This window comes from Streptomyces sp. NPDC059785 (genome assembly GCF_042732375.1).
Taxonomy (GTDB): Bacteria; Actinomycetota; Actinomycetes; order Streptomycetales; family Streptomycetaceae; genus Streptomyces.
Genome location: NZ_JBHWHV010000039.1, coordinates 70,204 through 94,497, shown reverse-complemented (window position 1 = coordinate 94,497; position 24,294 = coordinate 70,204). Strand labels below are relative to the sequence as shown.

Here is a 24,294-nt window from a genome sequence, read left to right as displayed (position 1 = left end):
CCGAGGGGCTGGCCGACGTGCCGCTCCCGGCCGATCTGCCCCGGCCGGACGTGGAGGAGGCCCGCGAGCTGCTGCGCTGGCTGTCCGCCGATCACTTCACCTTCCTCGGCTTCCGCGAGTACCAGCTGTACGGGGACGACTCGTTGGCCGCCGTGCCCGGCACCGGCCTCGGCATCCTGCGTTCCGACCCGGCCCCCCTACGTGCCGGGCCCCCTCGTCGGCTTCCGCGGACCCTCAACCGGAGAAGCCGACGTGCGCGAGCCGCAGCGGGCCGCGCAGCGTGAGGCGGACGTCGTGCACGCCGTGGACGGACAGGCGGGCGGTGGCCGTCGCGTAGTCGTACGGGCCCGGTGTCGCGCCCACCGCCACCGAGGCGAGCGCCGGGCCGCCGTCGGCCAGGGAGAGGTCGACCACCCCCTCGCCGGACGCCTCCACCGTGACCTCGGTGACGCCGTCGCCGAAGTCGCAGGCGCGGTACAGGAGTTCGCCCGTGCCGCCGGACACCGGGGTCACCGCGTCGCCCGACTCCTTCGTCCGGTCGACGATCTCGGTGGCGCGCTGCTCGTCGAAGTCCGCCGCGTCCAGACCGCGGGCGCGGACCGGACGGGGTGCCGCCGCCTCGCCGTCGAGCTGCACCGTCGTACGCAGCCGCACGTCCTCGCTGGACGCGCCCGCCAGGAGTTCGTACGGGCCCGGTTCGAGCCGCCACCGGCCGTGCGCCACGTCCCAGAACTCCAGTGACCGCAGCGGCACCTCGAAGGACAGCTCCGCCGAGGCGCCCGGCTCCAGCCGGATCCGGCGGTACGCGGCCAGCTCGCGCCGGGGGCGCGGCACCGACGGGTCGACGGCCCGGGTGTAGAGCTGCGCGACCTCGTCGGCCGCCGTCCCGCCGGTGTTGGTGACGGTGAAGGACACCCGCAGCAGATCGTTCTCCTGACGTGCGGTCAGGCCCTCGTAGCCGAACGACGTGTACGACAGGCCGTGGCCGAACGGGAAGAGCGGGGTGCCCTCGAAGTAGAGGTAGGTCTGCCGGCTGCCGATCACGTCGTAGTCGAGCAGGTCGGGCAGGTCCTCGTCCGAGGCGTACCAGGTCTGCGGGAGCCGTCCGGCGGGGGAGACGTCGCCCGCGAGCACCCGGGCCAGCGCGGTGCCCGCGGCCTGCCCGCCGTGCGCGGTCCACAGCACGGCGGGCAGCTCGGCGACGTCAACCGCGTAGGGGTACGCGGAGACCAGCGCCAGGGCCGTGCGGGGGTTCGCGGCGCGGGCGGCGCGCAGCAGGCCCTCCTGGTGCGCGGGCAGCCGCAGCGTGGTGCGGTCCTCCGTCTCCCGGCCGTTGATGTGCGGGTCGTTGCCCGCGACGACCACGACCACGTCCGCCGCCGCGGCCGCGCGGGCCACCGCGTCGGCGCCGCGCTCGGTCACGTCGAGGCGGAAAATCTCCGGGTTCTCCTCGGCAACCTTCACGCCGTCGGCGGCGACGGATACGTACCCGCCCGTCCCCAGGTGCTTCAGGAGGTGGCCGCCGTGCTGCGTATCCGCGGGTTCCAGGCGGAACGTCTCCTGGACGACCCAGCCGCCGGGCTGGTCCGCGGCCGCCCGTACGTATCCGTCCTCGGCGACCGAGAGGTAGCGGCCGTCGGGGGCGCGCAGCGTCAGCACGTCCTCGCCCCAGTCGATCAGGGCGAGTTCGGTGCCCGCGGCGTCGGCGGTGAGCGGGGGCAGGTCGGTGCGGCCGGCGAGCAGCGCCGGGTCGATGGCGCCCTCGGCGCCGCGCACCTCGTCGGCGGCCTCCGGCGCCTCGGGCACCCGCAGGTAGGTGCCGGCCGCCGTCTTCAGCCGGACCCGGTCCACGCCCTCGGCGAAGTCGACGTGCTCGGCGCCGAACCGCTCGTACAAGCCCTCCAGCGGGGTGCTGCGGTGCAGGAGCGTGCCGCTGTACCAGTCGAGCTTGCACTCGTCGGCGAGGAGGCCGACGACGGCGACGCGGGTGCCGGGGCGCAGCGGCAGCAGCCCGTCGTTCCTGAGCAGCACGATCGCCTGCTCGGCGGCTTCGAGGGCGAGGGCGCGGTGCGCCGGGGTGTCGAAGTCGGCGGTGTCCGCGTACGGGTCGGCTTCCGGGTCGAACTCGCCGAGCCGGAAGCGGACGGAGAGCTGGCGGCGGACCGCCGTGTCGACGTCGGCCTCGGTGAGCAGCTTCCGCTCCAGGGCGCCGCGGACCCGGGCGGTGATCTTCGAGCTGTCGGTGCCGTGGTCGGTGAAGCTGTCCACGCCGGCCACGATCGCCGCCGCGGTCGCCTCCTCGTGGGTCTCGAAGTACTGCTCGGAGTCGGCCAGGTTGGAGGGCGCGCCCGCGTCCGAGCAGACCAGCAGGGGCTCGTCGGTCCAGCTGCGCAGGTGCTCGCGCAGGTACGGGGAGACGTGGTTGGGGCGGCCGTTGACCAGATTGTAGGCGGGCATCACCCCGGCCACCGCGCCCGCCTCGACGGTCTCGCGGAAGGCGCGCAGGTCGTACTCGTGCAGCACGCGCGGGCGGACGGAGGAGGACGTGGTGTCCCGGCGGGTCTCGTTGTTGTGGGCCAGCCAGTGCTTGAGCACGGGGGCGGTGCGCCAGTACACGGGGTGGTCGCCGCGCAGTCCGCGGGTGTATGCGGTGGCGATCGCCGAGGTCAGCCTCGGGTCCTCGGAGTAGCCCTCCTCGTTGCGGCCCCACAGCGGGTGGCGCAGCAGGTTGACGGTCGGCGACCACACGTTGAGGCCGACGCGGTCGTCCCGGGCGCGCATCGCGCGGACCTCGGCCGAGACCGCCTCGCCGACCCGGCGCACGAGGTCGTCGTGCCAGGTCGCGCCGAGCCCGACGGCCTGCGGGAAGACCGTCGCCGGGCCCATCCAGGCGACGCCGTGCAGCGCCTCCTGTCCGGTGCGGAAGGCGGCGACGCCCAGGCGTTCGACGGCGGGCGCGAACTGGTGCAGGAACGCGATCCGTTCGTCGGGCGTGAGCCACGCCAGCAGGTCGTCGATGCGCTTCGCGAACGGCAGCCGCGGATCGCGGAAGGACGGCGCGGGCGGCGGGTGTGCGGTCACGTGGTGATCCCTTTGCGGTGGAGCGGCGGGGCGCTTTCGAAGCGCTTCGATGCTCGATCGACGGAGGGGCGAGTGTCAAGACACGCAGAGGCACCAACTCAGCTTTCCGAGCGCCATTCAAGGCGTCGCAGGCAGGCGGTCCGCTCCTCAACGGAGCATGAGAATGTTCGAATCGGCTCTTGTGCACCCCCAGGTGTTCACTTAACCTCGCAGCAACATCGAAGCGCTTCGACAAGCGAGGCCCGCCGTTCCTGGTGCGTCATCTTCCGAAGACCGCTTCAGCTCAGCCAGTTCCACTCGAGACACCGCAGCCGACGGCTTCCCCGCCGGGTGTCCTGGTGCGCCATGAAGGGTTGACGCAATGACGCCGAACGCCGCCTCCGCCGCCTCCGACCCGAGCCGGAGAGGCTTCCTCGCCTCCTCGGCGATCGCCGCCGCAGCGGTGGCGGGCGGCATGCCGCTGCTCACCGCCTGCGGCGGCTCGGACAGCGGTTCGCGCGAGGGCACCACCTCGGGCAAGGACGCGAAGAAGCTGCTGCCGGCGTACGTGGCCAGCAATGTGGTGACACCGGACATCCCCAGCAAGAACGGCTCCTCGCTCGGCTTCACCGGCAAGCTCGATCTGGCGGACCTGAAGACCTCGGTGCCGAAGAAGCTCGGCAAGGGCGGCAAGATCTCCGTCATGTCGCCGTTCTGGGGCTCCCCGCCCAAGGCGGGCAACGCCTACTACGCGGCGATGGACTCCCTCAGCGGTGTGCAGGTGGCCTGGCAGAACCAGGACGGCAACACCTACGACCAGAAGCTCGGCGCGGTCCTCGCCTCCAGCGACGTCCCGGACGTGGTGGTCGTCCCGAACTGGAACATGACGGGCAAGATCCCCAGCGCCATCATCAGCAAGTTCGCCGACCTCGGCCCGTATCTGTCCGGGGACGCGGTCAAGGACTACCCGAACCTCGCGGCGATCCCCACCGACGCCTGGCAGCGCTCCATCTTCGGCGGCAAGCTGCGCGGCCTGCCCATGCCCGCCTCCTACGTCACCAACATCGTCCCGCTGTACCGCAAGGACATCTTCGCCAAGGAGGGCTACGAAGTCCCCACGTCGGCGGCGGACTTCCTGGCCTGGGCGAAGGACGCCACCAGCGCCAAGGCCAAGCGCTGGGCGTGCCTGGACATGAAGTGGACCGCGTTCAACGCCTTCGGTGTCCTTTCGGGCAGCGAGAAGCCGCTCGGCTGGAACCTGGTCGACGGCAAGCTGATCTACCGCATCGAGACCGACGCATACCTCGAAGCGCTGGAGTGGACGCGCAAGCTGTTCGCCGCCGAGGTCGTCCACCCCGACGCCAAGCTGGGCAAGTCCAGCGCCACCGACCCGGGCCCGAAGTTCGCGGCCGGTGAGTTCCTGGTCTACAACCAGGACATCTCGCAGTGGTACAGCCGCACCGCCGAACAGGCCACCCAGAACCCGGACTTCAAGGTCGACGGGATGGACATCTTCGGCCATGACGGCGGCGACCCCGTCCTGTGGGCCGCGCAGCCGGCCGGCATCTTCGCCTTCATCAACAAGAAGGCGTCGAAGTCCGTCATCCAGGACGTGCTGGCCCTCGCCAACGTCACCGCCGCGCCGTACGGCACCAAGGAGTACATGCTCACCAACTACGGCGTCGAGGGCACCCACTACACGGTCGAGAACGGCGTGCCCGTCAAGAACGACAAGGGCAACAGCGAGGTCATCAACGCCTACGTGATGATCGCCAGCCCCGCCTCGACCCTCGCCCATCCCGACTTCCCCGACGTCACCAAGGCGCAGGTCGAGTGGCAGCAGCGGATGGGCGCCTTCACCAAGAAGTCCTCGTTCTACGGCATGACGATCATCGAGCCCAGCCGCTACACCAACCTCTCCAACGACTTCGAGCAGTTGGAGGACGACTTCGTGCGCGGCCGCAAGAAGATCAGCGATGTGCAGCAGGCCGTCTCCGAGTGGAAGAGCAAGGGCGGCGACAAGCTCCGCGACTGGTACAAGAAGCTTCTCGATGAAAACGGCTCGAACGGCTCGGCGGCGAACTGACCCGGGGCTGAGGCAAGGAGAACGGCCGTGTCGCACAGCACGGTGCCTCGGAGCAGGGCCGAGGCCGCAACGACCAAGAAGACCCCGGTGGCGTCCGGCGGCGCCACCGGTCCCCGGAAACGCCCGTCCGGGAAGGTGGGCCTGCGCACGCGGTTCAGACGCGACCGCGTCCTGCTGCTGATGACGCTGCCGGCCGTGGTGCTGATCCTGCTCTTCAACTACGTGCCGATCCTCGGCAACGTCGTCGCCTTCCAGGACTACGACCCCTACATCAGCGACAACGGGGTCGTCTCCATCCTGCACAGCCCCTGGGTGGGCCTGGAGAACTTCCAGCGGATCTTCGCGGACTCCGCCTTCTGGAGCGCGGTCCAGAACACACTGGTGCTCTTCTTCCTCCAGCTCGTGCTCTTCTTCCCGATCCCGGTCGGACTCGCGCTGCTCATCAACAGCGTGGTCAGGCCCCGGGTGCGGGCGATCTCGCAGGCGATCCTGTACCTGCCGCACTTCTTCTCGTGGGTGCTGGTCATCGCCGTCTTCCAGCAGCTCTTCGGCGGCGCGGGCATCCTCTCCCAGCTGCTGCGGCAGCACGGGTACGACGGGCTCGACATCATGACCGACCCGGAGACCTTCAAGTTCCTGATCACCGCGCAGAGCGTGTGGAAGGACGCCGGCTGGGGGATCATCGTCTTCCTCGCCGCGCTCGCCTCGGTCAGCCCCGATCTGTACGAGGCCGCCGCGATGGACGGCGCGAGCCGCTGGCGCCGGATGTGGCACGTCACGCTGCCCGCGCTGCGCCCGGTCATCGCCCTGCTGCTCGTGCTGCGCGTCGGCGACGCGCTCACCGTCGGCTTCGAACAGATCCTGCTGCAACGCGACGCCGTCGGACCGAGCGCGTCCGAGGTCCTGGACACCTTCGTGTGGTGGAACGGCGTACGCAACCAGGACTTCGGTTATGCGGCCGCCGCAGGACTCGTCAAAGGCGTGGTCAGCCTGGGGCTGGTCCTCGCCGCGAACAAGGTGGCCCATCTCATGGGCGAGCAGGGGGTGTACAAGAAGTGACCGCCGTCATCGACAAGGACCTCCGGAGGCCCGTGCGCGAGCCCGGCCGCTGGGCGGCGCCGCCCCGGCCGGCCTGGGAGGAGAAGCCCCGGCCGGCCGGGCTGGCGGCCAAGGGCCTGGTCCTGGCCCTGGCCTGTCTCGGCATCCTCTTCCCGCTGTGGATCGTCGTGGTCACCAGCCTGTCGTCCAGGAAGACCATCGACGAGGCCGGCGGCCTGGTGATGATCCCCAAGGGCATCACCTTCGTCGCCTACCGGGAGCTGCTGAGCGGCGGCCAGGTCACCCGGGCCGCGGTGATCAGCATCCTGATCACCCTGGTCGGCACCCTGTTCTCGATGGCGGTGTCGGTGCTCTGCGCGTACGGGCTGTCGCGGACCGGCTCCCTCGGCCACCGCTGGATCCTGATGGTCCTGCTGGCCACCATGTTCTTCAGCGCCGGTCTCATCCCGACGTACCTGCTGGTGCAGTCGCTCGGGCTGACGGACACCTATCTCGCGCTGATCCTGCCGAGCGCGATCAGTGTCTTCAACATCCTGGTGCTGCGCGGCTTCTTCATGGGCATCTCGCAGGAGCTGATCGACAGCGCCCGCATCGACGGCGCCGGTGACGTCCGGATCCTGTGGCAGATCGTGATGCCGCTGTCCCGAGCGGTCCTCGCGGTGATCACCCTGTTCTACGCCGTCGGGTACTGGAGCGCCTGGTTCAACGCGTCCCTGTACCTCAACGACCAGCAGATGATGCCGCTCCAGAACGTCATGATCCAGCTCGTGCAGAAACAGGAGGCGCCGGTCGGCCTCGGCCAGGCCATCAAGACCGGTGAGCTCTCGGGTCTCGCGGTGCAGATGGCCGTGATGGTCATGGCGCTGCTGCCGGTCGCGGTCCTGTCGCCGTTCGTCCAGCGGCACTTCAAGAAGGGCATGCTCACGGGCGCGGTCAAGGGCTGACGCGCCACCGGCCCCGGCCGCCGCCGGGGCCCCTCCCACGCCGCCGTGCCCGGTCGAACCTCTCACCGGCCGGGCACGGCGGTCACCAGAAACCGACCGTCTTCCGCACCCCGTATCCAGACAAGAGGTATGTCATGCGCACGTCGCCGACGCCGACGCTCGACGACGCCACCCGCGGCCGCATCCTCTTCGGCGGCGACTACAACCCCGAGCAGTGGCCCGAGGAGACCTGGCAGGAGGACGTCCGCCTGATGAAGGAGGCCGGCGTCAACTCCGTCACCGTCGGCGTCTTCTCCTGGGCCCGGATCGAACCCCGGCCGGGCGCCCGCGAGTTCGGCTGGCTCGACCGGCTGATGGACCTGCTGCACGAGCACGGCGTCGGCGTCGTGCTCGCCACCCCCACCTCCGCGCCGCCCCCGTGGCTCGGCCGGCTGCACCCCGAGACGCTGCCGCGCGACGAGGACGGGCAGACGATCTGGTGGGGCTCGCGCCAGCAGTTCGCGCACTCCAGCGAGGTCTACCGGCGCCACGCCGCCGCGATCACCGAGGACCTGGCCGCCCGCTACGCCGGCCACCCCGCCCTCACGATGTGGCACATCAACAACGAGTACTGCACCTACGACTTCGGCGACGAGGCGGCCCGCGCCTTCCGCGCCTGGCTGCACCGCCGGTACGAGACCGTGGACGCGCTCAACACCGCCTGGGGCACCAACTTCTGGGGCCAGCGCTACGACACCTTCGACGAGATCGTCCCGCCGCGCCGCGTCCAGTACCTGCACAACCCCGCCCAGGTCCTCGACTTCAAGCGGTTCACCTCCGACGCGCTGCTGGAGTGCTATCTCGCCGAACGTGACATCGTCCGTCGGCACACCCCGCACATCCCCGTGACCACGAACTTCATGCCGTTCTGGCAGGGGCAGGACGCCTGGGCGTGGGCGGACCAGGAGGACGTCGTCTCGGTCGACGTCTACCCCGACCCGCGGGACCGGCTCGGCGGCCAGTACGGGGCGCTGATCCACGACATGACCCGCTCGCAGGCGCGCGGCGGCCCATGGGCGATCATGGAACAGGCCGCCGGAGCGGTGAACTGGCGCCCCGTGAACCACCCGAGACCGCGCGGCCTCAACCGTCTGTGGTCGCTCCAGGCGGTGGCCCGGGGCGCCGACGCCGTCTGCTACTTCCAGTGGCGGCAGTCCCGGCAGGGCGCCGAGAAGTTCCACTCCGGGATGCTCTCCCACGCGGGTCCCGAGGGCCGCACCTTCCAGGAGGTCAAGCGGATCGGGGCCGAGCTGGCCCGGCTCGGCGAGCACGTCGCGGGCACCTGCGTCGAGGGTGCCGACGTCGCCGTACTGCTCGACTGGAACGCCTGGTGGGCGAGCGGGCAGAACGGCCGGCTCTCCGCCGAGATCGACTACCCGGAGGTCGTACGGGCCTGGCACCGCGCCCTGTGGGAGGCGCACACCACGGTGTCCTTCGCCCACCCCGGGCACGACCTGTCCGGCTACCGGCTCGTCGTCGTGCCCCAGCTCCACCTGCTCACCGACGCCGCGGCCGACAACCTCGTGGCGTACGTGCGCGGCGGCGGCACCCTCGTCTCCGGGTTCCTGACCGGCGTCGCCGACGAGGACGACCGGGTCCGCCCCGGCGGCATGGACGCCCGGCTGCGCGACCTCTTCGGCATCCGCACGCTGCACGAGTGGTGGCCCCTCGACGCGGGCGAGACCGTCGGGGCGGAGGGCTTCCGGGGCACGCTGTGGTCCGAGGAGATCGAGGCCGCGGACGCCGACTCCGTCATCCCGTACCGGGACGGCGAGCTGGACGGCTGTCCCGCGGTGCTGCGCAAGGGCCGCGCCTGGTACTTCTCCACGCTCCCGGAACCGGAGGCGCTGCGCATCCTGCTCGCCCGGATCGCCGCGCAGGCCGGGGTGCGCCCGCCGCTCGACGCGCTGCCCGACGGGGTCGAGGCGGTGCGTCGGGGCGGGCTGCTGTTCCTGCTCAACCACGGGCGCGAGCCGGTCACCGTGCCGGTGCCCGGCAGCCACCGCGACCTGCTCACCGGCGCGCACCTCGCCGAAGAGGCGGAACTCGGGCGCTACGGCGCCGTCGTCCTCCAGGAGGCACCATGACCGGCGGCAGCGCGAGCGGCGCGGCGCCAGAGCCCGTGCACGGCACCTGGGAACCGGTGCCCGCCGCCCGCTGGGAGGATGCCTCCCTGAGCGGCAACGGCCGGCACGGCGTCATGGTGTTCGGTGATCCGAACAGTGACCGGGTCATCGTCAACCATCACCGGCTGGTCCGCCCCAACGGCACCGAGACGGCGGGACCGCCCGAGCTGGCCGACCGACTCCCGCGCCTCCAGGACCGGTTGCTGGCCGGGGACACCACGGCGGGCGCGGAATTCACCGACGGCCGGCCGCTGCTGTGGGTGCCCGCGTTCCACCCCGCCTTCCAGATACGGCTGCGCAGACCGGCCGCCGAATGGCGCGACTACCGCCGCGAGACCGACTTCACCACCGGCGTCGTCACGGCCGGCTGCGGCGGCTGGCGCAGCGAGGTCTTCGTCTCCCGCGCCGACGACGTGATCGTCCAGCGGGTGACCGAACCGGGGCTCACCGTCGACGTCACCCTCGACCACCGGCTGCCCGGGGCGCCCCGCGAACTCACCGTCGGCCACGGCTGCGTCCTCACCGCCGAGGGCGCCCTGCTCACCCTGCGCGCCCGCTACCCCGGCAGCGACCTGGCGTACACGGGCGTGACCCTCGCGGTGGTCACCGAGGGCCGGGCGAGCACCGCGCTGCCGGGGCTGCGGGTCACGGGCGCGCGCTCGCTGCTGCTGCTCACCCGCGTGACGCGGCACACCAGGGAGCTGGACGTGCTCGCCGAGGCCCGCGAGCTGCGCGCCCTGCTGCCGGAACCGGGCGAGGAGGACGCTTACGACCGGCTGCTCGCCCGCCACACCCGCCTGCACCGGACCGCCTACCTGCGCGCCGGGCTCGACCTCGGCGCGGAGCCCGCCGAACGCGCCCTGCCCGGCTCCGAACTGCTGCGCCGCCCCAAGAGCCCCGCGCTGCTCGAACGGCTCTTCGCGGCGGGCCGCTACCACCTGCTGTCCTCCGCCGGGATGATGCCGCCGCGCCTGACCGGCCTGTGGACGGGGGAGTGGGACACGGCCTGGTCCGGGGCGTTCACCACGGACGCCAACGTCAACCTCCAGACCGCCTCCGCCGCCGCAGGCGCGCTGCCCGAGGTCACCGAGGGCCATGCCGCCCTGGTGCACGGCCAGCTCCCCGACTGGCGCGACAACGCCCGCGCCGTCTTCGGCACCCGCGGCGTCGTCGCCCCCGCGCACACCGACGGCGAGCGCGGGCACATCCTGCACTTCGACCGCGACTACCCCTTGCAGGTATGGACGGCGGGCGCCGACTGGCTGCTCAAACCGCTCGTGGACCACGACGAGACGCGCGGCGCACGCGACCTGCGGCTGGCCGCCGCACTCGCCGAAGTGGCCACGTTCTACGAGGACTTCCTCACCCGCACCGACGAGGACGGCCGGCTGGTCGTGGTGCCCTCGTACTCCCCGGAGAACCGGCCGCCGAACGCGGACGTGATCACCCTCAACGCCGCGATGGACCTCTCCGCCGCCCGGCACGCCCTGCGCACCGCCGCCGACTACCACCCGGGCCCCGACGCCGAGCGCTGGCGCGCCCTGGCCGACCGGCTGCCCCCGCACCGCGTGAACGCCGACGGCGCCCTGGCGGAGTGGGCCCGGGAGGGCCTTGAGGACAACTACGACCACCGCCACCTCAGCCACCTCTACGGCGTCTGGCCGCTCGACGAGATCAACCCCTACGACACCCCGGACCTCGCCGCCGCGGCCCGCCGCGCCCTCGCGCTGCGCGGCGCCGAGAACGACTCCGCGCACGGATACCTGCACCACGCCCTGGTGGCGGCCCGGCTGCGCGACGAGCCCCGGGTGGCGGCGGCCCTGGACGCGGTGCTGGCCGGGGACTTCTTCCACGACTCCCTGATGAGCGGCCACTACCCGAAGCGACACGTCTACAACGCGGACGCCGCGCACACGCTGCCCGCCGTACTGATCGAACTGCTCGTCCAGTCCACGCCCGGACGGCTCGTCCTCTTCCCCGCCCTGCCCGCCGCCCTCCCCACGGGCCGGCTGCACGGCGTCCGCACCCGTTTCGGCGCCGAGGCCGAGCTGACCTGGGGTCCGGACGGGCGCACGGCCGTCATCAGACCGGGCCGTACCGTGCACGTCGATCTCCAGACCCCCTCCGGAGCGCGACCGCTTGCCCTGCGCGCCGGAGAGGACTGCGTCCTCACCCTGGGGCCGCAGTAGCGCCATCCCCCCACCCATGGAAGGGACACCATGGCAACACGCACCGCGAGCAAGGTCGTCAAAGCACTGCTGGCCCCCGCGCTGGCGCTCGGCGCCACCGTGGGCCTCGCCTCGGCCCCGGCCCAGGCGGCCGTCTGGAACTCCTGCGACCAGTGGGGCAACACGACCCTGAACGGCTACACGCTCTACAACAACATCTGGGGCTCCGGCGCGGGCTCCCAGTGCGTCTGGGCCAACTCCGGCACCAACTGGGGCGTCTGGGCCAACCACCCCAACACCGGCGGCATCAAGTCGTACCCGAACTCCAAGAAGGTGGTCAACAAGACGATCACCTCGCTGGGGTCGCTGAGCAGCAGCTACAACGTCACGGTCCCGTCCTCCGGCGCGTACAACACCTCGTACGACATCTGGGACACCGACTACGACTACGAGATCATGCTCTGGGTGAACTACAACGGCGCCGTCGGCCCGCTCGGCACCTCACAGGGCAACGTCACCCTCGGCGGGCACACCTGGACCGTCTACAAGGGCAACAACGGCGCCAACGAGGTCTACTCGTTCCTGCGCACCTCGGACTCGTCCTCCGGCACCGTGAACATCCTCCCGATCCTCAAGTGGATCAAGGACACCAAGGGCTGGATGGGCAACGAGACCATCGGCGACGTCCAGTTCGGCTACGAGATCACGTCCTCGTCCGGCGGCCTGGACTTCGTCACCAACAACCTGACGGTCAGCAGCAGCTGAGCCACTACGCGCGCGTGGGGTGCCGGTCCCGACGGGACCGGCACCCCTTTCTCACTCCGCGACCGGCAGGGACGCCCCGTCCCGCAGGAACAGCGGGATGCGGTCCAGCGGCGCGTCGACCGTCACCGCCGCACCGCCCTCGTACGTCTCACCCGTCCACGCGTCCGTCCAGCGGGCACCCGCCGGGAGGTACGCCGTACGGGCCGTCGCGCCCCCCGTCAGCACCGGCGCCACCAGGAGGTCGGCGCCGAAGAGGTAGGCGTCGTCCACCGTCCAGGCCGTCTGGTCGTCGGGGAACTCCAGGAACAGCGGGCGCATCACCGGCAGTCCCTCCTCGTGCGCCTCCCGCATCACGTCCAGGACGTACGGCTTCAGGCGCTCGCGCAGCCGCAGGTACTTCTCCAGGATCGCGCCCGCCTCTTCGCCGTACGACCAGACCTCGTTCGGGCCGCCGGTCATCTCCGGGCCGAGCGGCATCCCCGGGTCGCGGAAGCCGTGCAGCCGCATCAGCGGGGACAGCGCGCCGAACTGGAACCAGCGGACCATCACCTCGCGGTAGGCGGGGTCGTCCGGGTCGCCGCCGTGGAAGCCGCCGATGTCGGTGTTCCACCAGGGGATGCCGGACAGGGCCGTGTTCAGCCCGGCCGCGATCTGGCGGCGCAGGGTGGCGAAGTCCGTGCCGATGTCGCCGGACCACAGCGCGGCCCCGTAGCGCTGGCTGCCCGCCCACGCGGAGCGGTTGAGGGTGACCACCTCGTCCTCGCCGGCGGCGAGCATGCCCTCGTAGAAGGTGCGGGCGTTCTCGGCCGGGTACATGTTCCCGACCTCCAGGCCCGGGCCCGCCCAGTAGCGCAGGTTCTCCGAGAAGCCCGGCTTCAGCTCCGGTTCGCAGGCGTCCAGCCAGAAGGACGTGATCCCGTACGGCTCCAGGTAGTTGTCGCGGATCTTCGACCAGAGGAACTCCCGTGCCTCCGGGTTCGTCGCGTCGTAGAAGGCGACCTGGACGGTGGACGCCACCTCCTTGTCGGGCCAGTCGGCGTGCGCCATCGGGCCGTACTCGGTGCCGATGAAGTAGCCGCGCTGCTCCATGAGCTGGTGGTTCTCCGACAGCGGCGAGACGGACGGCCACACGCTGACCACCAGCTTCACGCCCAGCTCGGCGAGCTCGCGCTGCATGGCCGCCGGATCGGGCCACTCGGCCGGGTCGAACTTCCACTCGCCGAGGTGCGTCCAGTGGAAGAAGTCGCAGACGATGGCGGACAGCGGCAGGCCGCGGCGCTTGTACTCCCGCGCCACTTCCAGGAGTTCGTCCTGCGTGCGGTAGCGCAGCTTGCACTGCCAGAAGCCGGCCGCCCACTCGGGCAGCATCGGCGTCCGGCCGGTGACGGCGCTGTAGCGGCGCTGGCCGTCGGCCGGGGTGCCCGCCGTGATCCAGTAGTCGAGCTGACGGGCCGAGTCCGCGACCCAGCGGGTGCCGTTGCCCGCCAGCTCGACGCGGCCGATCGCCGGGTTGTTCCACAGCAGCGTGTAGCCGCGGCTGGAGGTGAGGACCGGGACGGTCACCTCGGCGTTGCGCTGCACCAGGTCCAGGACTGCGCCCTTCTGGTCGAGCAGCCCGTGCTGGTGCTGCCCGAGCCCGTACAGCTTCTCGCCCTCGTACGCGGCGAACCGCTGCTCCAGACGGTGGTGGCCGTTGCCGGTGGGTGTGTACAGCCGCGGGCCCGGCCACCAGAAGTGGGCGCGCTCCTCGGCCAGGATCTCCGTGCCGTCCCCGGTGCGCACGAAGCGGATCAGGCCCTCGGCGCTGACCTCGGCGGTCAGCGCGCCGACCGTCAGCCGGCCCGCGCCCTCCTCGATCTTGAGGCTGCTCTCCGTGGCCGGCGGTTCGTCGAGCAGGGCGCCGGGCAGCCCGTCGGCCACCGGGCCGCCGAGGCGCGCCCGGACCCGGACGGCGTCCGGGCCCCAGGGCTCGATGCGCACGGTCTCCTGACGGCCGCTCCACTCCAGTGCGCCGTCCCGTTCGCGGAACGTGCCGATGGTGGGCGAGGACTGAGCAAGGCTGACGGCCCCCGACTGGGGCTGCTGATTCACGGCAGGCTGATTCACGTGGGGTACTCCTTCTTAGCCCGTCCGGCGTTTGAGGACGAGGCCGTCCAGGCCGAAAGCGGGGGTCTGGGGGCGGCAGCCCCCAGAGACAGGGGACGGGTAGGGGCGGAGGGGGCGAAAACAGGCATGACGGAACTACGGCGGAGCGGTACAGCGGTGGTGACGACCCGGCGGCGGGCCGGGGCCGTGCGCCGGGCCGTCCCGGCGGCACCGCACCGGAAGTGCCCCCTGGGTTCAGACGGCGGCAGGCCCCGTACTCGCCCGCACCGTCAGCTCCGGAGCGAGCAGCACGACGTCGTCCTCCCCGCGCCCTTCGAGCTTGGCGATGAGCTGCTCCACGGCCTGGCGGCCCATCTCATGGGCGGGGATGGCGACCGCGGTGAGCCGGACCGAGGCCTGGGTGGCGACCTGGTCGGGACAGATCGCCAGCACCGACACGTCCTCGGGCACGGCGCGGCCCTGCTGGCGCAACAGCGCGAGCAGCGGCTCGACCGCCGACTCGTTCTGCACGACGAAGCCCGTGGTGCCCGGGCGCTCATCGAAGACCCGGGCGAGGGTGACGGCCATCGCGTCGTACCCGCCCTCGCAGGGGCGGTGCAGCACGCGCAGGCCCAGCTCGCGGGAGCGGGTGCGCAGCCCGTCGAGGGTGCGCTCGGCGAAGCCCGTGTGCCGCTCGTAGACGGCGGGCGCCTCGCCGATGACAGCGATGTCACGGTGGCCGAGCTTGGCCAGGTGCTCGGCGCACAGCGCACCCGTCGCGGCGAAGTCCAGATCGACGCAGGTCAGCCCGGCGGTCTCGGCCGGCAGCCCGATGAGCACGGACGGCTGGTCGGTCTCCCGCAGCAGCGGCAGCCGCTCGTCGTCCAGCTCGACGTCCATCAGGATCATCGCGTCGGCGAGCCCGCTGCCGGTGACCCGGCGCACGGCGTCCGGGCCCTCCTCACCGGTCAGCAGCAGCACGTCGTACCCATGGGTGCGGGCCGTCGTGGCCACCGCGATGGCGATCTCCATCATCACGGGTACGTACATGTCGGTACGCAGGGGAACCATCAGCGCGATGATGTTCGAACGGCTGCTGGCCAGGGCCCGGGCCCCCGCGTTCGGGTGGTAGCCGAGCTCCTGGATGCTCCGCTCGACCCGCTGCCGGGTGCCCGCGGAGATGGACCGCTTGCCGCTGAGGACATAGCTCACCGTGCTCGCCGAGACTCCGGCGTGCTGGGCGACCTCGGCGAGGGTGACCATCCAGCTCTCCAAGCTTTGTGAAGCGCTTCGACAGCGCGTCCTGCGGACAACGGGCGAGTGAGGGTGGCTCGACACTAGCTCCACGGGGGACAGGGTGTCCATAGTCCGTCGAAGCGCTTCGACAGATGTTTCGGACGCCGGTCGCCGGGCGTCCGGCCGGCCGGTGGCGCGGGTGTCCGGCCGCCGCCGTCGCGGGCGCCGCACCCGGACCGTCCCCCGGAAGGACCACCGGCCCGCCGCCGCCCGGCCCGCCGCGCCAAGTGGGGCCCGCGACGGCGTACTTCGGTGCGCGCACACCGGTGGACGCGCACCCGGTGTCCGGCCGAACACTGCGCGAGGACTGGTGGGCTCGGCCCGGATCGGGTACATACGATCGAGTAGCACCGGTCAGTAACGTACAACGCTGATCTCCCTATGATCCCTATTCGCGGCGAGGTGAGCCTCATGTCCGCAACACCCCCCAAGCCAGCCGTCACCGAACGTGAGGCACGCCAGGTCGCCGAGGCAGCCCGCGAACAGGACTGGCGCAAGCCCAGCTTCGCCAAGGAGCTGTTCCTCGGCCGCTTCCGGCTCGACCTCGTCCACCCGCACCCGATGCCCTCCGGCGAGGCGGCCCAGCGCGGGGAGGAGTTCCTGGCCAAGCTGCGGGACTTCTGCGAGACGAAGATCGACTCGGCCCGGATCGAGCGCGAGGCGCAGATCCCCGACGAGGTCATCAAGGGGCTCAAGGACATCGGGGCCCTCGGCATGAAGATCGACACCAAGTACGGCGGCCTGGGCCTGACGCAGGTCTACTACAACAAGGCGCTCGCCCTGATCGGCTCGGTCAGCCCGGCGGTCGGCGCCCTGCTCTCCGCCCATCAGTCGATCGGCGTACCGCAGCCGCTGAAGCAGTTCGGCACCCAGGAGCAGAAGGACACCTTCCTGCCGCGCTGCGCGCGCACCGACATCTCCGCCTTCCTGCTGACCGAGCCCGACGTCGGCTCCGACCCGGCCAGGCTCGCCACCTCCGCCGTACCGGACGGGGAGGACTACGTCCTCGACGGGGTGAAGCTCTGGACGACCAACGGAGTCGTCGCGGACCTCCTCGTGGTCATGGCGCGGGTGCCGAAGTCCGAGGGGCACAAGGGCGGCATCACGGCGTTCGTGGTGGAGGCCGCCTCCGAGGGCATCACCGTCGAGAACCGCAACGCCTTCATGGGCCTGCGCGGCCTGGAGAACGGCGTCACCCGCTTCCACCGGGTCCGGGTGCCCGCCGCCAACCGGATCGGCCCCGAGGGCGCCGGCCTCAAGATCGCGCTGACCACCCTGAACACCGGCCGGCTCTCGCTGCCCGCCATGTGCGTCGGCTCCGGCAAGTGGTGTCTGAAGATCGCCCGCGAGTGGTCCGCGGCCCGCGAGCAGTGGGGCAAGCCGGTCGCCTTCCACGAGGCGGTCGGCGCGAAGATCTCCTTCATCGCGGCGACGACCTTCGCCCTGGAAGCCGTCCTCGACCTGTCCTCGCAGATGGCCGACGAGAACCGCAACGACATCCGCATCGAGGCCGCCCTCGCCAAGCTGTACGGCTCGGAGATGGGCTGGCTGATCGCCGACGAACTGGTCCAGATCCGCGGCGGGCGCGGCTTCGAGACCGCCGAGTCGCTGGCCGCCCGCGGCGAACGCGGCGTCCCCGCCGAGCAGTTGCTGCGCGACATGCGCATCAACCGCATCTTCGAGGGCTCCACCGAGATCATGCACCTGCTGATCGCCCGGGAGGCCGTCGACGCCCACCTGTCGGTGGCGGGCGACCTCATCGACCCCGACAAGTCCCTGACCGACAAGGCGAAGGCAGGCGCGAACGCCGGCGTCTTCTACGCCAAGTGGCTGCCCAAGCTGGTCGCGGGCCCCGGTCAACTCCCGCGCAGCTATCAGGAGTTCCACCCCGAGGGGCACCCCGACCTGTCGACGCACCTCAGGTACGTCGAGCGCAGCGCCCGCAAGCTCGCCCGCTCCACCTTCTACGCCATGTCCCGCTGGCAGGGCCGCATGGAGACCAAACAGGGCTTCCTCGGCCGGATCGTCGACATCGGCGCCGAGCTGTTCGCGATGAGCGCGGCCTGCGTACGCGCCGAGCTGCTGCGCACCACCGAGGCGCACGGCCGCGAGGCGTACCAGCTCGCCGACGTCTTCTGCCGCCAGTCCCGCATCCGCGTCGAGGAACTCTTCGGCCGCCTGTGGTCCAACACCGATGACGTCGACCGCACCGTGGTCAAGGGCGTCCTGTCGGGCACGTACGGGTGGCTGGAGGAGGGCGTGGTCGACCCCTCGGGCGAAGGCCCCTGGATCGCCGACGCCACCCCCGGTCCCGCCCGGCGCAAGAACGTCCACCGCCCCATTCGCTGACCTTTTCCCCGCGAATTCACAGCCGCCCCGTCCGTCATTCTGCTGCTTGCCGCACCGCAGACGTGCGTCAACAATGAGCAGAATGGCGGACGGGGGCCTGAAATGCGCCGAAGAGCCGGAGAAGAATCCAGTCAGGGAATTGCGCGGCAGCTGATACGCGCCCGCGGGGAAGCCTGGAGCAGGCTGCGCGAAACGGACCGTACACGGGCACTGCGAACGGTGCGCGACGAGGTGCTGCCGCTCGCGGAAAAACTGGGCGGGAGCGCGCCCGACACCTTCCGCGCACACCGCGACCCGCTGGCGATCCTGCTCAACGAGTGCGCGCTGGCCCTGGTGGACGAGGTGCCGAGGCCACCGGTGCCCTCCTTCGACGTCCCGCGTGCCAGGCGTTTCGACGTCCGTGACGTCGATTCCCTGCTCGACGCCGGACGCCCGGGTGAAAGGCCCGTCATTCAGCAGCTTTTCCGCAGCGCCCTGGAAGTGGTCGACGATCCGGTACTGCGTGAAGTGATCACAGCGAATCAGCAGGGTGTCCTCATCCTCCAGCGCGCGAACCGCTGGATCCGGATACTCGCGGACGCCGTCTGAGGGTGGGGGAATTCCAGTGTCCGGAATCGGTCTCGACAACATCACCAGCCGGATCATGCGGGCCGGCGAAGGCAGGATGCTGCGCAAACTCCAGCGCGTGGCCGACCAGGTCGGCTCCCTGGAGGAGGAGTTCAAGGCGCTCACCGACGACGAGCTGAAGGCCCTCACCCCGGAGTTCCGGCAGCGCCACGCCGACGGCGAGAGCCTGGACGACCTGCTCCCCGAGGCGTTCGCCGCGATGCGCGAGGCGGCGGTGCGCACCCTCGGCATGCGCCACTTCGACGTCCAGGTCATGGGCGGCGCCGCGCTCCACCTCGGCAACATCGCGGAGATGCAGACCGGCGAGGGCAAGACGCTCGTCGGCACGCTCCCCGTCTACCTCAACGCCCTCGCGGGCAAGGGCGTCCACCTCGTCACGGTCAACGACTACCTGGCCGAGCGCGACGCCGAGTGGATGGGCCGCGCCTACCGCTTCATGGGCCTGACCGTCGGCGTCATCAAGACCGGGTCCACCCCGGCCGAGCGCCGCGCCCAGTACGCCCGCGACATCACCTACGGCACCAACACCGAGTTCGGCTTCGACTACCTGCGAGACAACATGGCCTGGTCGCAGGACGAACTCGTCCAGCGCGGCCACCACTTCGCGATCGTCGACGAGGCCGACTCCATCCTCATCGACGAGGCCCGCACCCCGCTGATCATCTCCGGACCCGCCGACCAGCCCACCCAGTGGTACACGGCGTTCTCCTCGATCGTCGGCCGGATGAAGGGCGTCCGCGTCCAGGAGGAGAACTTCGCCACCCAGGCAGACAAGGACCGCCTCGCCGAACTGCGCGCCACCCACGACTACGAGTACGACCCGAAGAAACGCACGGTCGCGATCCTCGACCGCGGCGTGGAGTACGTACAGGACCAGCTCGGCATCGACAGCCTCTACGAGGCCGACCACACCCCGCTCATCGGGCACCTGAACAACGCACTCAAGGCCAAGGAGCACTTCAAGCGGGACAAGGACTACGTGGTCGTGGACGGCGAGGTGCTGATCGTCGACGAGCACACCGGACGCATCCTGGCCGGGCGCCGCTACAACGAGGGACTGCACCAGGCGATCGAGGCCAAGGAGGGCGTGACGGTCAAGGACGAGAACCAGACCCTCGCCACCATCACCCTCCAGAACTTCTTCCGCCTCTACACCAAGCTCGCCGGCATGACCGGCACGGCGATGACCGAGGCCGCCGAGTTCCACCAGATCTACAAGCTGCACGTCGTCCCGATCCCCACCAACCGGCCGATGGTCCGCCGCGACGACCCCGACCAGATCTACCGCACCGAGGAGGCGAAGTACGCCGCCATCGTCGCGGACATCGAGGAGCGCAACCGGGCCGGCCAGCCGGTCCTGGTCGGCACCACCTCCGTCGAGAAGTCCGAGGTGCTGTCCGCGCTGCTGCGGAAGAAGGGCATCCGCCACGAGGTGCTCAACGCCAAGAACCACCAGCGCGAGGCACAGATCGTCGCCCAGGCGGGCCGCCGGGGCGCCGTCACCGTGGCCACGAACATGGCGGGCCGCGGCACCGACATCATGCTCGGCGGCAACCCGGAGGCGATGGCACTGGCGCAGCTCCCCGAGGAGGCGGACGAGGCGGAGCGCCGGACCGTGCTCGACCGCGTCGGCGAGTCCGTCGCCGCCGAGCACGACGCCGTCAAGGACCTCGGCGGCCTCTACGTCCTCGGCACCGAACGGCACGAGTCACGGCGCATCGACAACCAGCTGCGCGGCCGGTCCGGACGGCAGGGCGACCCCGGCGCCTCCCGCTTCTACCTCTCCCTCCAGGACGACCTGATGCGGCTGTTCCGCGCCCAGGTGGTCGAGCGCGTCATGTCGATGGCGAACGTCCCCGACGACGTACCGATCGAGAACAGGATGGTCACCCGCGCCATCGCCTCCGCCCAGTCCCAGCTGGAACAGCAGCACTTCGAGTCCCGCAAGGACGTCCTCAAATTCGACGAGGTGCTGAACCGCCAGCGCACGCTGATCTACGCCGAACGCCGCCGCGTCCTGGCCGGCGAGGACCTGAGCGAACAGATCGGCCACTTCATGGACGACACGGTCCGGGCGTACATCGAGCAGGAGACCGCCGACGGCTTCCCCGAGGAATGGGACCTGGACCGCCTGTGGGGCGCGCTGCGCCAGCTCTACCCGGTCGGGATCACCGTCGAGGACCTGGAGGACGCCGCCGACGGCCGCGCGAACCTCACCGCCGACTTCCTGATCGACGAGATCACCGAGGACATCCACGCCCGGTACGCCGAGCGCGAGGCCGAGCTCGGCACCGAGGCGCTGCGCCGCCTGGAGCGGCTGGTCGTCCTCTCCGTCCTGGACCGCAAGTGGCGCGAGCACCTCTACGAGATGGACTACCTGCGCGACGGCATCGGACTGCGCTGGACCCTCGGCCGCGAGCCGATCGTGGAGTACGAGCGCGAGGGCTTCGACATGTACGGCGCCATGACGGAGGCGATCAAGGAGGAGTCCGTCGGCTACGTCTTCAACCTCGACGCCTCGGACCGGACGGCCGAGTCCCTGGAGCCCCGCGACCGCACCGACGGCCTGCACTTCAGCGCCCCCACCCTGGACACGGCGGAGGGCGTGGTGGAGGGCGACTTCACCCCGACGGACGAGGCACCGGCCCCGGAGCCGGACCCCGCGCCCGGCGCCCGCCACGCGCGAGACCGGTCCCGGCAGACGAGGTCGTCCCGGTCCAGGCGCCGCCGCAAACGCTGACCTGTAACAGCCCGTCCGGCGTTTGAGGACGAGGCCGTCAGGCCGAAGCGGGGGCCTGGGGGCGGCAGCCCCCAGAGATACGGGACGGGAAGGGGCGGAGGGGCGAAGACCTCCGCGGGGCAGCCACCCATATCCGCCGGGCCGCCGCCACCGGACCCCGCACCCGGGCACCTCCCGGTACGAATCGGGCCGGGAGTGGGGCGCCCTGTCCTGCCGGGAGGGGCTTGCGGCCACAATGGGGGAATGAGCGACAGTCCAGCCCCCCTCGCCGACCCGCACCTCGTCTTCGACCCCGTGGACGGAGTCCGGGACGTGGTGGTCCTCGGATCCACCGGTTCGATCGGCACCCAGGCCATCGACCTCGTGCTGCGCAACCCCGACCGCTTCCGGGTCACCGCTCTCTCTGCCGCGGGCGGGCGCGTCGGCCTCCTCGCCGAGCAGGCGCACCGCCTGCGCGTCGCGACGGTCGCCGTCGCCCGCGAGGACGTCGTCCCGGCCCTGCGCGAGGCCCTGTCCGCGCAGTACGGACCGGGGGAGCCCCTTCCTGAGATCCTCGCCGGGCCCGACGCCGCCACACAGCTCGCCGCGTCCGAAGCCCACACCGTGCTCAACGGCATCACCGGCTCCATCGGCCTCGCGCCCACCCTCGCCGCCCTGGAGGCGGGCCGCACCCTGGCGCTCGCCAACAAGGAGTCGCTCATCGTCGGCGGTCCGCTGGTCAAGGCGCTCGCCAAGCCGGGCCAGATCATCCCGGTCGACTCCGAGCACGCCGCGCTCTTCCAGGCCCTCGCCGCCGGCACCCGCGCCGACGTGCGCAAACTCGTCGTGACCGCGTCCGGCGGCCCGTTCCGCGGACGTACCAGGGCCGAGCTGGCGGACGTCCGTCCCGAGGACGCCCTCGCCCACCCCACCTGGGCCATGGGCCCGGTCATCACGGTGAACTCGGCGACCCTCGTGAACAAGGGCCTGGAAGTCATCGAGGCGCACCTCCTCTACGACATTCCCTTCGACCGCATTGAGGTCGTCGTGCACCCGCAGTCGTATGTTCACTCGATGGTCGAGTTCACCGACGGTTCCACGCTGGCCCAGGCGACGCCCCCCGACATGCGGGGGCCGATCGCCATCGGGCTCGGCTGGCCCGAGCGGATCCCGGACGCGGCGCCCGCCTTCGACTGGACCAAGGCGTCGAGCTGGGAGTTCTTCCCGCTCGACACCGACGCGTTCCCGTCCGTCGGCCTGGCCCGGCACGTCGGACAGCTCGCGGGTACGGCCCCGGCGGTGTTCAATGCGGCCAACGAGGAGTGCGTGGACGCGTTCCTGAACGGCGCCCTGCCGTTCAACGGGATCATGGACACCGTCACGCGGGTGGTCGGGGAGCACGGCACACCGGACACGGGAACTTCCCTGACCGTCGCGGACGTCCTCGAAGCGGAGACCTGGGCGCGCGCCCGGGCCCGAGAGCTGACCAAGACGACGGCGCAGACGACCGCGGAGGCGCGTGCATGACGACCCTGATGATGATCCTCGGCATAGTCGTCTTCGTGCTCGGCCTGCTCATCTCGATCGCGTGGCACGAGCTGGGCCACCTGTCGACGGCCAAGATGTTCGGCATCCGGGTGCCCCAGTACATGGTGGGCTTCGGGCCGACGATCTTCTCCCGCAAGAAGGGCGAGACGGAGTACGGCATCAAGGCCGTCCCGCTCGGCGGCTACATCCGCATGATCGGGATGTTCCCGCCGGGCCCCGACGGCCGGATAGAGGCCCGGTCCACCTCCCCGTTCCGCGGCATGATCGAGGACGCCAGGTCGGCCGCGTTCGAGGAGCTGAAGCCGGGCGACGAGACCCGCCTCTTCTACACGCGCAAGCCGTGGAAGCGGGTCATCGTGATGTTCGCGGGCCCCTTCATGAACCTGATCCTCGCCGTGGCGATCTTCCTCGGCGTGATGATGACGTTCGGCGTGAACACCCAGACGACCACCGTCGGCAAGGTCTCGGACTGCGTCATCCAGCAGAGCGAGAACCGGTCGAAGTGCGCCGAGGGCGACAAGGCCGCACCCGCCAAGGCCGCGGGCCTGAAGAACGGCGACAAGATCGTCGCCTTCGACGGCGAGCCGGTCACCGAGTGGTCCACCCTGCAGAACGACATCCGCGCCAACCCCGGCAAGGACGTCACACTCACCGTCGAGCGGGGCGGCGAGCGGGTCGACCTCACGGCCCACCTGATCAAGAACCAGGTCAGCAAGAGCGACGGCAACGGCGGCTACGTCGAGGGCGAGTACGTGACCGCGGGCTTCCTCGGCTTCACGCCCGCCTCCGGCATCGTCCAGCAGTCCTTCGGCCAGTCCGTGGACCGCATGGGCGACATGATGGAGAACGGCGTCGAATCGCTGATCTCCCTGCCCGGCAAGATCCCCGCCCTGTGGGACGCGGCCTTCGGCGACGGCCCGCGCGAGCCCGACTCCCCGATGGGCGTGGTCGGCGCGGCCCGGGTCGGCGGAGACGTCTTCACCCTGGACATCCCGGCCAGCCAGCAGATCGCGATGATGCTGTTCCTGGTCGCGGGCTTCAACCTCTCGCTGTTCCTGTTCAACATGCTCCCGCTGCTGCCGCTCGACGGCGGCCACATCGCGGGCGCCCTGTGGGAGGCGCTGCGGCGCAACACGGCCAAGGTGCTGCGCCGCCCCGACCCGGGCCCGTTCGACGTGGCGAAGCTCATGCCCGTCGCCTACGTGGTGGCCGGGATCTTCGTCTGCTTCACGATCCTGGTACTGATCGCGGACGTCGTTAACCCGGTGAGAATCTCCTAGCAGGACGCCGTTGGGGGCGGCCGGGCACACTGTGTGCCCGGCCGCCCCCATTGAGTGGGTTTAGGGGGGCGCAATGTGCTTGACTGCGCGCCGGTGCCGTAATCTCGGAAGCCGGAGTCCGTCGTTCGGGACCTGATCCATCA

General features: G+C 71.0%; 14 protein-coding genes and 1 pseudogene. 12 read left to right on the top strand and 3 right to left on the bottom strand.

From position 1 onward, the window contains the following. Positions 1–191 (top strand): annotated as a pseudogene (locus ACFV6E_RS27005) (hypothetical protein); the annotation flags it as partial. 43 nt (positions 192–234) lie between these two features. Here ACFV6E_RS27005 and ACFV6E_RS27000 read toward each other — a convergent pair. Continuing rightward, positions 235–3,081 carry a glycoside hydrolase family 3 C-terminal domain-containing protein gene (locus ACFV6E_RS27000; RefSeq protein ID WP_385465144.1) on the bottom strand — a complete coding sequence of 949 codons (2,847 nt, stop codon included), beginning with the start codon at positions 3,079–3,081 and terminating at the stop codon, positions 235–237. Between the two features lie 361 nt (positions 3,082–3,442). Between ACFV6E_RS27000 and ACFV6E_RS26995 the strand changes: the two genes are divergently transcribed. The 6 genes from ACFV6E_RS26995 to ACFV6E_RS26970 all read left to right on the top strand — a co-directional run bounded on the left by ACFV6E_RS26995 (position 3,443) and on the right by ACFV6E_RS26970 (position 12,247). Then, on the top strand, positions 3,443–5,146 hold the full coding sequence (locus ACFV6E_RS26995) for an extracellular solute-binding protein (protein ID WP_385175510.1): 1,704 nt from the start codon (positions 3,443–3,445) through the stop codon (positions 5,144–5,146). A 27-nt stretch (positions 5,147–5,173) separates the two neighbouring features. Then, a complete protein-coding gene (locus tag ACFV6E_RS26990) occupies positions 5,174–6,205 on the top strand; it encodes an ABC transporter permease (protein WP_385175513.1) in 1,032 nt (343 codons plus the stop codon). After that, on the top strand, positions 6,202–7,149 hold the full coding sequence (locus tag ACFV6E_RS26985; RefSeq protein WP_385465142.1) for a carbohydrate ABC transporter permease: 948 nt from the start codon (positions 6,202–6,204) through the stop codon (positions 7,147–7,149). The genes ACFV6E_RS26990 and ACFV6E_RS26985 overlap by 4 nt, the downstream gene beginning before the upstream one ends. Positions 7,150–7,283: 134 nt before the next feature. Further along, the gene (locus tag ACFV6E_RS26980; protein WP_385465139.1) at positions 7,284–9,275 is read left to right on the top strand and encodes a beta-galactosidase; all 1,992 of its coding nucleotides are present in this window, start codon (positions 7,284–7,286) and stop codon (positions 9,273–9,275) included. After that, positions 9,272–11,503 (top strand): glycoside hydrolase N-terminal domain-containing protein, encoded by a 2,232-nt coding sequence (locus ACFV6E_RS26975; RefSeq protein WP_385465137.1) that lies wholly within the window; start codon positions 9,272–9,274, stop codon positions 11,501–11,503. The genes ACFV6E_RS26980 and ACFV6E_RS26975 overlap by 4 nt, the downstream gene beginning before the upstream one ends. Positions 11,504–11,533: 30 nt before the next feature. Further along, positions 11,534–12,247: a hypothetical protein gene (locus tag ACFV6E_RS26970; RefSeq protein WP_385175524.1), complete on the top strand. Its 714-nt coding sequence runs from the start codon at positions 11,534–11,536 to the stop codon at positions 12,245–12,247. 51 nt (positions 12,248–12,298) lie between these two features. Here ACFV6E_RS26970 and ACFV6E_RS26965 read toward each other — a convergent pair whose 3' ends face one another. Together ACFV6E_RS26965 and ACFV6E_RS26960 are read right to left on the bottom strand one after the other, a co-directional pair. Further along, positions 12,299–14,353 (bottom strand): TIM-barrel domain-containing protein, encoded by a 2,055-nt coding sequence (locus tag ACFV6E_RS26965; RefSeq protein ID WP_385465134.1) that lies wholly within the window; start codon positions 14,351–14,353, stop codon positions 12,299–12,301. Between the two features lie 234 nt (positions 14,354–14,587). Then, complete coding sequence (locus tag ACFV6E_RS26960; protein ID WP_385176957.1) at positions 14,588–15,595, bottom strand: LacI family DNA-binding transcriptional regulator; 1,008 nt, start codon at positions 15,593–15,595, stop codon at positions 14,588–14,590. A 444-nt stretch (positions 15,596–16,039) separates the two neighbouring features. Between ACFV6E_RS26960 and ACFV6E_RS26955 the strand changes: the two genes are divergently transcribed. The 5 genes from ACFV6E_RS26955 to ACFV6E_RS26935 all read left to right on the top strand — a co-directional run bounded on the left by ACFV6E_RS26955 (position 16,040) and on the right by ACFV6E_RS26935 (position 24,151). Continuing rightward, positions 16,040–17,977, top strand: coding sequence for an acyl-CoA dehydrogenase family protein (locus ACFV6E_RS26955; RefSeq protein WP_385176955.1), 1,938 nt, complete (start codon positions 16,040–16,042; stop codon positions 17,975–17,977). A gap of 219 nt (positions 17,978–18,196) precedes the next feature. Next, the gene (locus ACFV6E_RS26950) at positions 18,197–18,565 is read left to right on the top strand and encodes a hypothetical protein (protein ID WP_385176954.1); all 369 of its coding nucleotides are present in this window, start codon (positions 18,197–18,199) and stop codon (positions 18,563–18,565) included. A gap of 55 nt (positions 18,566–18,620) precedes the next feature. Next, the gene (gene secA, locus ACFV6E_RS26945; RefSeq protein WP_385176959.1) at positions 18,621–21,344 is read left to right on the top strand and encodes a preprotein translocase subunit SecA; all 2,724 of its coding nucleotides are present in this window, start codon (positions 18,621–18,623) and stop codon (positions 21,342–21,344) included. 243 nt (positions 21,345–21,587) lie between these two features. Continuing rightward, positions 21,588–22,850 (top strand): 1-deoxy-D-xylulose-5-phosphate reductoisomerase, encoded by a 1,263-nt coding sequence (gene dxr, locus ACFV6E_RS26940; protein ID WP_385176952.1) that lies wholly within the window; start codon positions 21,588–21,590, stop codon positions 22,848–22,850. Next, positions 22,847–24,151: a M50 family metallopeptidase gene (locus tag ACFV6E_RS26935; protein ID WP_385176950.1), complete on the top strand. Its 1,305-nt coding sequence runs from the start codon at positions 22,847–22,849 to the stop codon at positions 24,149–24,151. Before dxr ends, ACFV6E_RS26935 begins: the two co-directional genes overlap by 4 nt. Positions 24,152–24,294 lie beyond the last annotated feature (143 nt).

Coding starts and splice junctions, on each gene's coding strand:
- ACFV6E_RS26995 (WP_385175510.1), top strand. CDS start 3,443: ATGACGCCGAACGCCGCCTCCGCCGCCTCCGACCCGAGCCGGAGAGGC.
- ACFV6E_RS26980 (WP_385465139.1), top strand. CDS start 7,284: ATGCGCACGTCGCCGACGCCGACGCTCGACGACGCCACCCGCGGCCGC.
- ACFV6E_RS26975 (WP_385465137.1), top strand. CDS start 9,272: ATGACCGGCGGCAGCGCGAGCGGCGCGGCGCCAGAGCCCGTGCACGGC.
- ACFV6E_RS26970 (WP_385175524.1), top strand. CDS start 11,534: ATGGCAACACGCACCGCGAGCAAGGTCGTCAAAGCACTGCTGGCCCCC.
- ACFV6E_RS26960 (WP_385176957.1), bottom strand. CDS start 15,595: ATGGTCACCCTCGCCGAGGTCGCCCAGCACGCCGGAGTCTCGGCGAGC.
- ACFV6E_RS26955 (WP_385176955.1), top strand. CDS start 16,040: ATGTCCGCAACACCCCCCAAGCCAGCCGTCACCGAACGTGAGGCACGC.
- secA (WP_385176959.1), top strand. CDS start 18,621: ATGCGGGCCGGCGAAGGCAGGATGCTGCGCAAACTCCAGCGCGTGGCC.
- dxr (WP_385176952.1), top strand. CDS start 21,588: ATGAGCGACAGTCCAGCCCCCCTCGCCGACCCGCACCTCGTCTTCGAC.
- ACFV6E_RS26935 (WP_385176950.1), top strand. CDS start 22,847: ATGACGACCCTGATGATGATCCTCGGCATAGTCGTCTTCGTGCTCGGC.